At 36.5% G+C, this 12,242-nt stretch carries 11 protein-coding genes; 6 read left to right on the top strand and 5 right to left on the bottom strand.

Features of this window, described 5'->3' with window-relative positions; translation table 11 throughout:
• Positions 1 to 49 precede the first annotated feature (49 nt).
• Together J2Z82_RS10940 and J2Z82_RS10935 are read left to right on the top strand one after the other, a co-directional pair.
• A complete protein-coding gene (locus tag J2Z82_RS10940; RefSeq protein WP_209480825.1) occupies positions 50 to 1,609 on the top strand; it encodes a malate:quinone oxidoreductase in 1,560 nt (519 codons plus the stop codon).
• 207 nt (positions 1,610 to 1,816) lie between these two features.
• A complete protein-coding gene (locus J2Z82_RS10935) occupies positions 1,817 to 2,173 on the top strand; it encodes a nucleotide excision repair endonuclease (RefSeq protein ID WP_209480824.1) in 357 nt (118 codons plus the stop codon).
• A gap of 93 nt (positions 2,174 to 2,266) precedes the next feature.
• Here J2Z82_RS10935 and J2Z82_RS10930 read toward each other — a convergent pair whose 3' ends face one another.
• A complete protein-coding gene (locus tag J2Z82_RS10930) occupies positions 2,267 to 3,175 on the bottom strand; it encodes a Gfo/Idh/MocA family protein (protein WP_209480823.1) in 909 nt (302 codons plus the stop codon).
• A gap of 474 nt (positions 3,176 to 3,649) precedes the next feature.
• Here J2Z82_RS10930 and J2Z82_RS10925 point away from each other — a divergent pair, with 474 nt between their 5' ends.
• Together J2Z82_RS10925 and J2Z82_RS10920 are read left to right on the top strand one after the other, a co-directional pair.
• A complete protein-coding gene (locus J2Z82_RS10925; protein WP_209480822.1) occupies positions 3,650 to 3,862 on the top strand; it encodes a hypothetical protein in 213 nt (70 codons plus the stop codon).
• 191 nt (positions 3,863 to 4,053) lie between these two features.
• Positions 4,054 to 5,328: a hemolysin family protein gene (locus J2Z82_RS10920; RefSeq protein WP_280922996.1), complete on the top strand. Its 1,275-nt coding sequence runs from the start codon at positions 4,054 to 4,056 to the stop codon at positions 5,326 to 5,328.
• A gap of 83 nt (positions 5,329 to 5,411) precedes the next feature.
• On the opposite strand, the gene J2Z82_RS10915 is transcribed toward J2Z82_RS10920, so the two are convergent.
• The 3 genes from J2Z82_RS10915 to J2Z82_RS10905 all read right to left on the bottom strand — a co-directional run bounded on the left by J2Z82_RS10915 (position 5,412) and on the right by J2Z82_RS10905 (position 7,679).
• The gene (locus J2Z82_RS10915) at positions 5,412 to 6,338 is read right to left on the bottom strand and encodes a Na/Pi symporter (RefSeq protein WP_209480821.1); all 927 of its coding nucleotides are present in this window, start codon (positions 6,336 to 6,338) and stop codon (positions 5,412 to 5,414) included.
• Between the two features lie 94 nt (positions 6,339 to 6,432).
• Entirely contained in the window at positions 6,433 to 7,371 is a 939-nt protein-coding gene (locus tag J2Z82_RS10910; RefSeq protein ID WP_209480820.1) for a Na/Pi symporter, read from the bottom strand.
• 101 nt (positions 7,372 to 7,472) lie between these two features.
• Entirely contained in the window at positions 7,473 to 7,679 is a 207-nt protein-coding gene (locus J2Z82_RS10905) for a hypothetical protein (RefSeq protein ID WP_209480819.1), read from the bottom strand.
• Positions 7,680 to 8,088: 409 nt separating this feature from the next.
• Here J2Z82_RS10905 and J2Z82_RS10900 point away from each other — a divergent pair, with 409 nt between their 5' ends.
• On the top strand, positions 8,089 to 9,120 hold the full coding sequence (locus J2Z82_RS10900) for a tellurite resistance/C4-dicarboxylate transporter family protein (protein WP_209480818.1): 1,032 nt from the start codon (positions 8,089 to 8,091) through the stop codon (positions 9,118 to 9,120).
• Between the two features lie 385 nt (positions 9,121 to 9,505).
• On the opposite strand, the gene J2Z82_RS10895 is transcribed toward J2Z82_RS10900, so the two are convergent.
• Positions 9,506 to 10,018 (bottom strand): low molecular weight phosphatase family protein, encoded by a 513-nt coding sequence (locus J2Z82_RS10895; RefSeq protein WP_209480817.1) that lies wholly within the window; start codon positions 10,016 to 10,018, stop codon positions 9,506 to 9,508.
• Positions 10,019 to 10,265: 247 nt separating this feature from the next.
• On the opposite strand from J2Z82_RS10895, the gene J2Z82_RS10890 reads away from it, so the two are divergent.
• Positions 10,266 to 12,086 carry a cation:proton antiporter family protein gene (locus tag J2Z82_RS10890; protein ID WP_209480816.1) on the top strand — a complete coding sequence of 607 codons (1,821 nt, stop codon included), beginning with the start codon at positions 10,266 to 10,268 and terminating at the stop codon, positions 12,084 to 12,086.
• Positions 12,087 to 12,242: the final 156 nt, after the last annotated feature.

Below are 12,242 nucleotides of genomic sequence, written 5' to 3'. Positions count from 1 at the left end.
TGTTTTAAATAAATATGATACAATATAGATGGATTATAGTGTACGGTATATGACTAAGTTGTGCCTACACCCTTTATGTAAAATTAACATTTTAAGGATGATAAATATGAGTAACATGCCTAAAGAAACAGACGTTATCTTAATTGGTGCTGGAGTAATGAGCGCGACTTTGGGGTCATTACTGAAAGAGTTGGCCCCAAATTGGGATATTACAGCGTTTGAGAAGCTCGACAAAGCAGGAGAAGAAAGCTCTAACGAATGGAATAATGCGGGTACTGGCCATTCTGCCTTGTGCGAGTTAAACTATACTTCGGAAAAACAGGACGGATCTATTGATATTAGCAAAGCTGTAAAAATTAATGAACAGTTTCAGCTTTCAAGACAGTTTTGGTCATATCTTGTAAACAGTAATTTGATACATAACCCACAGGACTTTATCATGCCATTACCTCATATGAGTTTTGTGCGGGGAGAGAAAAATGTAACGTTCCTGAAGAAGCGTTTTGCAGCACTATCAAAGAATCCTCTGTTTCATGGGATGGAATTTTCCGATGCCCCAGAAAAACTGAAGGAATGGATTCCACTTATCATGGAAGGACGTACATCGAATGAACCGATAGCGGCTACAAAAGTTGACTCTGGAACAGATGTTAACTTTGGTGCATTAACGCGAAAGCTGTTTGATCACTTAGAGAGTAACAATGTCGAGGTAAACTACAAACACAGTGTTGAGGATATACAACGTACCAGTGATGGTAAGTGGGAAGTAAAAGTTCATGATAACGTTAACGGCAAAATCGAATACCATACATCTAAATTCGTCTTTGTCGGTGGCGGCGGCGGAAGTCTGTCTTTACTTCAAAAAACCGGTATTCCAGAATCAAAACATGTTGGAGGGTTCCCGGTAAGCGGTCAATTTATGGTGTGTAACAATCCTGAAGTTGTAGCACAGCATCAAGCAAAAGTATACGGCAAGGCTAAAGTTGGTGCTCCGCCAATGTCTGTTCCGCATCTTGACACAAGATATATTGAAAATAAAAAATCACTGTTATTCGGACCATTTGCCGGCTTCTCGCCAAAGTTCTTAAAAACTGGTTCCATGCTGGATTTAGTAAATTCCGTGAATCCGAATAACCTCGTAACGATGTTGGCGGCCGGAACTAAAGAGATGCCATTGACAAAATATCTGATTGAGCAAGTTATGTTATCAAAGGAAAAGCGTATGGAAGAAATACGAGAATTTATCCCGAATGCCAAAAGTGAGGACTGGGATTTAGTAGTAGCAGGCCAACGTGTGCAGATTATTAAAGACACAGAGGGAGGCGGCAAAGGAACGCTTCAATTCGGTACAGAGGTAATCACTTCCACTGATGGTTCGATAGCAGCATTGCTAGGCGCCTCTCCGGGAGCTTCTACTGCCGCTCACGTCATGCTTGAGGTAATAGAAAAATGCTTCCCGCAATATTTAAAAGAGTGGGAACCGAAAATAAAAGAAATGATTCCTTCTTATGGCGTTTCACTAGTCGAGAACCCAGAGCTTTATCGGGAAATTCATGCTTCCATAGTGGAGGCGTTGGATTTAAACGAAAAGAAGCTGGTCCATAGTTAATTATTAGGTTTCAGAAATAATAATTAGTAATCGTCAATTCTATATAGTAAACAGCGCAAGTCATTAGTTAAATCTGGCATTTGCTCTTTGAAAAGGGTAGATGCCAGGTTTTTTTATTACGACTTGGCTTAATATGTACGTAAATAGTAATACATGTCGATTTGTGATAGCATTTACACAACAACGCAGGAAGAGGAAGTGAGCATAATGATAAATATAACCATCCCAACACCAGATGTCACCATTACGAAACAGGATAATCCGGAACTTAGTAATATATACGGTTTTACAGATTTTCACCTGATTACAAGAGATAAGGGTGGAATTTTCATGTTTTACAACGACAATCAGGAGTTATTGTTTGTTGGAAAAGCAAGGAAGTTAAGACCAAGAATTAAAAAGCACTTTAATGATAATGTATCACCGATCAAATTGCACAGGGATGAAGTAAGCAAGATTGAAGTTTGTACTGTTAGGGATCCTGCCCATAGAGAGATTTATGAAACGTATATTATTAATGAACTTAAATCAAAATACAACGTTGAAAAAGTATATTATAAATAAAACTCCGTATCCTTTATCAGAATACTAAGGCATAAATACCCCAGTTTCATAAAAGAAACTTGGGGTATTTAACTTTATATTTTGTGCCTATTGTTAAGCATCTTGATCAATCTGTTTCACGATTCTCTCGCATATTTCATGAGTAATCAGTGAGTCCTCAATAGACGGGTCAGGTAATTTGTTATTTTCTACGGAATCAATAAAATGATCTACTATCTGATAGAAACCACGTTTATATAAGGTTGGCTCCCAGTCGCCGGACTTAGCAATACGTATTTCTTTATTATGAAAGTGGGTTGTTTCAGTAAGATTGTTAACTACATATTTATCGAGCCCGGTAGAGTACTCAATGATTTCTTCGGTGACACCGCCATTTCTGTTCATTATCCCCATAGCGATACACCCTTCACCAATAAGCTGTATAACCAGTTGGTCAAGCATTTTACCATTTTTCTGGCTCACTACTTTTACATCCAAAACAGTTGTATCCATTAGAAATCTAAGTGTATCTACCACATGTATGAAATCTTCCACAACAAATCTTCGTAAATAATCTGGTAAGGAAAATCTGTTTTTCTGAATGAGTACCAGGCTTGGTTTACCATGATTCTTTAGCTCTTTAACTTTCGGGATAAACCTTCTATTAAAACCTACCATGGCTAATGTATTTGTTTCCTTTGAGAGCTCTGTAATTTTTTTGGTTTCGTTAAAATCCATTGATATTGGCTTGTCTATATATGTGTGTATTCCACTTCTAAGTAATTTTTCAGCTATTTCAAAATGTGCTTCTGTAGCAGTGCTTACAAAAGCAGCATCAATATTCTTGGTGATCAGTTCATCTACTGTTTGCACCTTTTCATTAATTCTATACTTCTTTGATAACCGGTTTAGCGTGCCTTCATTTCTGGTACAAAGAACAAGTTCAATTCCTTCTTTTTCAGAGAGAACAGGCAAGTAGCCTTTTTGCGCAATATCACCTAATCCAATAATTCCTATTTTCATTTAATCACCCCGATGATAATTCGTGTTTATAGGATAACATGTTAACTAATAGGGTTTCCATATATACCACTGATACGTTTAAGCTGTCAGTAGCTTTAGGTTGGTGATATGGGTTTGTATATCATATCTAGTAATGCCTCGTAGAATATTCAATGACTTCCTCGGTGAACACTGCTATTTTTGTTTCACAATCTACATAGCAACACCCTTCTCCAATAGGCTCAGTGGACCTTCATTTCTACTACAAAGCACAAGTCCAATATCTTCTTTCTCATAATAACAGGTGTCTAAATAGAGGTAAAAAAATCTTTTGCAGAAAGACGCAAATAGACTTGTGTGTCCCTTTTGGCTACCTCCTAGTACCCTTGTCTTATATCAAGTGCACATTTTACTATACACTCCATTAAAAGCACATACAAAATCTGCCGCAATGAAATATAGTATAGTATCTTAAAGAAAAAGGAGGACATAGAAATGTTTAACCCTATAAAATCATTATTGGCAGAAACCCCAACTGGTACAGCAGTACAAGAATTAATGATGAATGGTGAAGATATATCAGGAGTTGAAAAGTTTGTAAAATATGATAAAAAAAGAGATCTTGCCTATTTCTCCAACAGTTCTGGTAGTACTTTTATAGCGGTTGGCGAAAGAATTGATATGATTGAGTTTAAAATGACCAAGTAATATTGGACAGGATACTATCTTTTTCCTGAATGGAGAAAGGTAGTTTTTTTGAAAAAATCCATTCAATAGAGTTACTTAACACAAACTATAGGTGCATTGTAGGTAATGTACAGGTCAATAATTGGTTATCTGTGAAACTTCTTCAGCAAAAAGAGTTGAAATAGAAATACGTTGTTTATAGGGGTGAGTTTTTGGTATCTGTGAGTTTTATAATTCTATTAGTTTCACTAATTATGTTGTCAGCATTCTTTTCGTCATCTGAAACAGCGTACTCAAGTGTTAATGAAATAAGGTTAACGAAATTTGTGAACGAAGGCAGGCGAGGTAGCAAACGGGCTCTTGAGCTTGTTAAAAGTAGCAATTTTGATCAAACCCTTTCAACTATTTTAGTGGGAAATAACATGGTTAACATTGCGGCAGCAAGTATATCAGCGAAATTATCTAATGAAATAATTGGCGGGAATATTGGAGTAGTAGTAAGTACAGTGGTAATGACTATACTGATATTAATATTTGGAGAAATACTTCCTAAGTCTTTAGCGAAGGAACATGCAGAATCCTATTCATTAGCAATATCTCATGTATTATATATATTAATAAAGTTACTTACCCCGATAAACTACTTTTTCCTTAAATTCAAGGTATTTTTTGTTTCAAGATTTATTTCAAAGAAAAATAACTTACCATCGGTCACAGAAGATGAAATAAGAATTATCCTAGGTATAAGTGAGGAAGAGGGTGTTATTGATAAAGCAGAAAGTGAGTTAATCCATCGATCCATGGATTTGGATGAGACCTTTGTACGAGAAATTTTAACACCGCGTTTGGATATGGTTGCTATTGATAGTAACATGACCATTGAAGAAATAAAAAATGTTTTTTTTGAAGAGCGCTTTTCACGAATACCTGTTTATGAGGAGAATATTGATAATATTATCGGGTTTATAACCGAAAAGGAATTTCTAACCCACTTATTAAAGTATAAAGAAGTAAATATATATCATTTACTAAGAAAGCCATTGTTTGTTGCAGAGTCTATGAAGATTTCAACCCTTTTACCACAACTGCAAAAAAATAAAATGCCTTTAGCTATAGTTTTAAATGAATTTGGAGGAACAGCAGGTATTGTAACTATAGAAGACATCTTAGAGGAGATTGTTGGAGAAATATTGGATGAGAATGAAGACCAATTAAATTTAGTATCTCAAATAAATAAAAAAGTCTATATATGTGATGCTCAATACCACTTACGAGACTTTGCTGAGATGCTTCAAGTATCCTTACCGAAAAGTTCCTATTTTACTTTAGGGGGATGGGTTATGGAAAATCTAGAAGCAATACCTTCAGAAGGAGATTCATTTACTTATCAAAATTTAAAGATAAGTGTAAAGGAAGTTGTCGGTCGGCGATTAAGAAAGGTTCATGTAGAAATTCAGAGGGATGAAGGGGACAATATAAATAAGTAAGCAGTTCTCAGGCTGTGGAAATGCTCTATACAGCCTGTTTTTGGTGAATTGGATTTGTGCAAGATGATAACAGCTAGTCTAAATTACTTAATCTGATTATGAATTTTTTGAATAAGCCTTACGAATTGATTGGCAAAAAGGAGGACAAGTAAGGAGACAATTACATTAAAGATGATATTGATATGTGCAAGTTGTATTTCAGGCTGTGATGAGAAGTTGGTGCTGACAGAAATGAGTATATCTATAAGTGGATAAAATAAAGCGACTCCTAAGACATTCAGCCATGTGTAGGCAAAAGCAGTTAGCCGAGCTTTTTTACCAGAACCAATAGCAGCTATAAGCACAGTAGCGCTTGCACCGATATTCCCCCCCAGAATAAGTGAAACCCCAGTACGTAAGTCGATTTCCCCTGCTGCAAGCATATCCATTGCAATGCCAGAAAGTGCGTTTATCGATTGAACAATTGCTGTCAGGACCGTTCCAAGTAAAATAAGAAAGACGCTATTATGATTTGAATTAAGAAATAAATTACGCACATATTCCAGCTCGCTTATAGGGATTGCAATCATTTCGAATCCCCACATAGCCCCAAACACTAGTGATAATCCAATTAATGCGTAACCCATGCAAATTGAATTCCTATTGTTAAAAAAACATAATATTGCCCCAATAAACGCTAGCAGAATGAAATAAGATTGAAGATCTATGGTAATTATCTCTATGGTTAAAGTTGCTCCAATATTTGCTCCTAATATAAAACCAACGGATTCAGGAAAGGTGAGTAGTCTTGTAGCAACTAATCCCACAGTGATAACCATAACGATAGAACCATTTTGAAGAATTACTGAAATAAAGATGCCTAATAGGATGCCCTTCCAATAAGTATTGGTTAAGCTAATCAGCCATTTTCTTAAAGAGTTAGTTGATAGGTTAAAAAGTCCAAACCTTAACAAATACATTCCATAGAGAAGCCCACCTAAAAAGAGAAAAGATGAAAGCAGAAAAATCATTGTTATACCTCCCTTGTTTTTTTGCCTTTTTATAATGTGTATAAAAAACATCTCCTCATTTCTTAGGAGATGTTTTTGAAAGGGGATAAAGGGGTTATGCCTGAGCGTTTTTACGGTCATGAATTTTTGAGATGAGATTTGCCAATTTATTTGTGAATGGTAATATCATTAAGGAACAAGCGACATTAAAAATTACACTTATATGCGCAATCTGGACAGCCGGATGCTCAGCCAACATGGTCCCTATATTAGCGATGATTCCTATAAATGGAAAGAACGCGATGACCCCTAAGACATTTATCCATATATGTGACCAAGCAGTAAGTTTTGCTTCTCTGCCAGCTCCAATTGAAGCAAGCCATGCATCAAAACATGTACCAATATTTGCTCCGAGAACTATGGCTACAGCAGTATCTAAGTTTAAGGATCCAGTAGCAATGAAGCCCATTGTAATCCCTGTAGTGGCAGTGCTGGACTGGATAATCGCACAAATGATTGCTCCAGCGATAACAGCAAGAAATAAGTTGTTATCTAAAGTAAGAAACAATTGGTCGATAAATGCCATTTCCGTTAAAGGAGCCGCTAATGTCTTGAACCCCCACATAGCTCCAAATACCGCCGATAATCCGATTAATGCAATCCCGCTATTGCGTAATATGTTGTTTCTTTTAATAAGCATTAAAACTGCTCCAATAACTGCCATTGGAATGATCATAGATTCAATGTCTAAGGCAATTATTTCGGTAGTGATAGTAGTTCCAATATTTGCTCCTAAAATAATTCCAATCGCTTGAGAGAATTTGAGCATTTGACCAGCAACTAAACCAATTACAATAATCGACACAGCAGAACTGCTTTGTAAAATCGCGGTTACTATTGTACCCAATATAAGTCCTTTCCAAGGGGCATCAGTTAAAGTTGCCAGCCAGTGTTTTAATTTATCGGCTGATAGGTTAAATAGACCAGTTCTAACGAGATACATTCCTAATAAGAACATTCCTAAGGTTAGAACGAAATATAATACTTGGACCATTGCCACACCTCCTTTCTAAATTAATGAATATTGAGTAGAAGTGGTTTTACATATAAATATAGTGGACTGTAGTTGGTGGATGCTGGAAGTATTTTTCTATATTAGTCTTTTAGGCGTTCCGTAGATTCTTGTAATACGAAAGAAGGTTTTGTGATTGGGCGAACTTTCACGGCCTCCTTCTCTGGTTTTAAATCAACATCTAAAGACTTAAACACCTGATTTACATGGTGTTGCATTAGTAATCTGAAAGCTACCATTCCACCCAGGAACAATCCAAAGATTAGAGAATAAAATAATAATTCGGTCATGATCTCACCTCCTTTAATAGTTACTATATGGAAGGGAAAGGGGGCATGCTTGGGCAAGAAAATAGAATAGAGATAAATGTGTGAAAGACTAAGTAGAAGTTAGACCATTTAATAGATTATTGTCACAGTCGCATAGGTGAATCTTCACAAAGGGGATACTGAAATCTCGATATTTAAAGTTTTCCATGAAAAAAAGACGACTACATTCAAATAATCGTTGAATGTAATGTCGCCTTTTTATGCCATTTGGAGGGGGTGTCATGACTTCTTCGATACCTCACCATTTCTGCTCAAAATTCCTATAGCGAATCATGTTAAATTTATAAAACCCAGGTTATAAATAAAGAGAAAATGATAAGATAGGAACTAGATGTTCAATAATGTCCAAATTTTGGGGAGATGATTTGCAATGATTAAATTTTTAAAGCAACAGGCACGGGATCTCTTCCCGGGCTATTTCGCATTAGTTATGGCTACTGGGGCATTATCAATTGGTTCATTTTTGCTGGGGATGGAGTTTGTTTCCACAATACTGCTGTATATTAACATTGTCGCATACCTTACCTTATGGTTACTGACAATTATCCGTCTTGTTGGGTATTTTCCTGACGTAATAGAAGATTTGACAAGCCACACTCTCGGACCCGGTTTTTTTACGTTAGTTGCTGGAACAAGTGTGTTTGGAAGTCAGTTAATAATTGTTGGTGAAAATTACATATTACCGGTTTACTTGTGGATACTTGCAATTATTTTATGGGTAGTTATTATGTATACGTTTTTTACAGCGGTTACGGTACGGAGGGATAAGCCTACAATTGCAGAAGGCATTAATGGTGCTTGGTTAATCGCAGCAGTTGCTACACAATCCGTTTCTATCTTGGGAACCCTTTTATCTCCTCATGTAGAAAGTGGCCATGAAATCATTTTATTTTTTACGTTATGTATGTATTTTCTAGGCTGTATGCTGTATCTGAATATTATCACGCTCATTTTTTACAGATTTACCTTTGTAAATTTTAAATTTGCCGCTCTTACTCCTCCTTACTGGATTAACATGGGAGCAGTTGCTATTACTACTTTGGCTGGCTCTACCTTGATATTGCATTCTGACCACTGGAATTTGCTTGGTGAAATCACGCCATTCTTAAAAGGATTCACCTTATTCTTCTGGATAACGGGGACATGGTGGATTCCGTTACTATTTATTCTGATGATATGGCGTCATATTTACAATCACTATCCATTTAAGTATGACCCGCAATTCTGGGGGATGGTCTTCCCGCTTTCCATGTATACCACTAGTACGTTTCAACTGTCAGCAGCTTTAGGAGTCCCGTTTCTGGTAGTGATACCTCAATTTATGGTTTTTGTTGCTATAGCCGCATGGATAATAGGGTTTGGAGGGCTGATCTATCACATTTACTTAGGGGTGAAATCATGAAAGGGCGGTACATCAATTTTTGGCAGTTATGCGTTGAGCCTCTGCACCCAAGCTTAAAATGAGGGTTTTTGAGGAAATAACGGAACGAGGATCCGTCAAACAATCGAAGTGAATCCTCATTCCGCTATTTAGCAGAAAAGGTGCTTTCGGGAGGGCGAGACGGATCCTCGTTCCGTTAATAGCAAAAAATCAACCAAATTTGAGGTAAAAATGACAAATAGCGGAATGAGGATCCGAACCCAAGCTTAAAACATGGGTTTTCAAGCAAATAACGGAACGAGGATCCGCCAAACAATCGAAGTGGATCCTCATTCCGTTGAAGTGACTTTATTGGCAAACCATCAAATACTTTTCAGAGTTTCGCTGTAGGAAGGATCCCTAATGTCTATTCTAATGGAATAGCAAAACTCACAGTTCCTATTTTAACTGACTCCATATCTGAAAAAGTCACGCCAAGGGTTGTTTGACCTGCATCAGATTCTTTCATTGACTCAAATCCATTGTTCTCATTATCCTCTGTGATGATGTCGTATCCATTATTTTCTGCATACTCTTTAAACGTATTATAAACCCCATCAATTTCATCTGAAAACGAAAAGCTTACAACATATTGTTTATGTCCAGCTGTATCATATGATTGAACCTGTAGATCGGCTCCAGCTGGAAATGGAAGATCTGATGGAACTTCCTCTGGTAATGCTGTTTCATCTTCATCCGGAGCTGCGTCGTCATCCTGTTCATTTTCTGCTTTATCTGTATCTGTTTCATCAGTGCTACTAGCATTAACATCCTCTTGCGTATCTGCCTCTGAATTTGATTTTTCTTCATCTGATCCACACGCCACTAAAAATATACAGAGAGCGAAGGACAGACATAAAACAGTTATAAATTTTTTCATTGGAGTTAATTCCCCCTTATACTTTTGTATAGCTTAACAGCGGACATATGATTAATAAATTATACCTGAGTATAAAATACGGAATCTCCCAACCTAGACTAAATTACAATCGTTGGTAATGACAATTTTCACAATCCGCAATCCGTTGTACTATTTTCCATGATAAAATATAAAAAACAATAGTATTGTAAAAACTGCGAACATTCGTTAATCTTATTCTTATTATATAATTCAAAGTAGGTGTTTTATGGAACATCAATCACTAACATCCTTAATGATTGTGATTGGGATTGCCTTTTTTATTCCAATTTTCCTGCAGAGGTTTAATCTGCGGTTTATTCCAGTCGTTATTGCGGAAATCATTGCTGGGCTGATTATTGGAAAAAGTGGTTTTAATATTATTTTAGAAGATCCTTTACTTGAATTACTTTCATTGCTCGGTTTTATTTTTCTTATGTTTATTAGTGGTTTAGAAATAGATTTTAGTGCTTTTAAAAAGAAGAAAAAGAAAGATAAAGACTCTCCGGACCCTGTGAAGGTTTCGATGGTTATCTTTGCATTAATAATTAGCGTGTCATTTGCGCTTTCCTGTATTTTGGTGTTGCTGGACTTAATTAAGGACCCTTATTTAATGACGCTGATCATCTCAACTGTGTCACTTGGTATTGTTGTGCCAGTTATTAAAGAGAAGAATTTGACTGAGGGGCTGCTTGGACAAATTATTCTGCTGGTCACCGTTATTGCCGATTTTACAACTATGATTCTATTAACGGTATATGCCATGTTCAAAGATCAGGAAGGTATGAAAGTATTACTGTTATTAGTACTTTTTCTGGCCGTCTTTCTCGCCTATCGAACTATTAAAAAGTATTTCAACTTTGAGCTGTTTGACAACCTGTTAAAAGGAACTGTTCAGCTTGGGACCAGAGGAGTATTTGCTCTAATTTTATTATTTGTATCTCTGTCTGAAACGATAGGAGCAGAAAATATATTAGGAGCGTTTCTTGCTGGGGTTATTATATCTTTGCTTGAGCCCAGAAAAGAATTTATTCACCAACTGGATTCGTTCGGATTTGGTTTTTTAATCCCGATCTTTTTCGTAATGGTTGGTGTGGGGTTAGATATTTGGGAGCTATTTGTAGACCAAAAAATCCTGTTATTAATGCCGCTCTTACTATTATTCATGTATCTTGCTAAAATGATCCCTGCATTAGTGTTGAAAAAGTGGTACCCATGGAAAGAAGTTTTGAGTGTTGGTATTTTAACAACATCTAAATTGAGTCTCGTTATTGCGGCCTCTTCAATTGCCCTTGAATTAGGTGTGATTAACGAGGTTCTGAATGGAGCTATTATTCTAGTATCCATTTTAACCTGTCTTATTTCACCGATTACGTTCACAAAATTATTTCCAATATCTAATGCTGGTCCACGGCAGTTAGAGATTTCTATTATTGGTGCCAATGATGCAACAATGCTGGTTGCAAGGGATAAGATGGAGGAAAAGGCAGTTGTTCGGGTCTATAGCAGACAAGCCGTGCAAGGCAGTGAGCCTTTTTCATTTCCGCATATACATGTCGATAAGTTAACGATAGAATCTTTAGAAGAACAAAATGCCTTTAAAGCAGATAAAATAGTAATTGCTTCCGACGACGATTTAACTAACATTGAACTTGGACGTCATGCGAAAGAGCATGGTATAAAAACGGTTATTTTACGGATTGAGGATACAAATCTTCAAGAAGAATTAACTGAAGAAGGATTTACTGTTTATTCCATGTTGTACTCAACGAGAACTCTATTAAAAGCACTTATTGATAATCCAGGTATTGTTCGACTTATTACGAATCATAGCAAAACTATCAGAGAAATTAGCGTCAATCATTCATTTTATGATCAGACACCTATTACTAACCTGCCATTTCTGGGAGAGTCACTCATCTTGCACATTTATAGATATGGGAAAGTAGTTATCCCTCATGGAAATACCACATTAGAACTTGGTGACAGAATCTTAGTAAGTGGAACACCGGAGGATCTTCGTGTTATTCAAAGAAAACTAACCTGCTAACTAGTTCGAGGTAACGCATCCAGCTTAAAGAGAGCAGGGATGGTTGCCTTTTTAGTAGCTGAGAAAATATAAATACAACTAAAGCACTTGCAATTAAGGTTTAGCAAATGTCTTAGTTTTTAAAGGTTTCACAGGAAACAAGTATTTTTTGAAAAG

The organism is Virgibacillus litoralis, from assembly GCF_017873675.1.
In the GTDB taxonomy this organism is placed as follows: Bacteria; Bacillota; Bacilli; order Bacillales; family Amphibacillaceae; genus Lentibacillus; species Lentibacillus litoralis.
The sequence above is the reverse complement of the archived record's forward strand: the minus strand, read 5'-3'. Positions and strand labels throughout refer to the sequence as shown.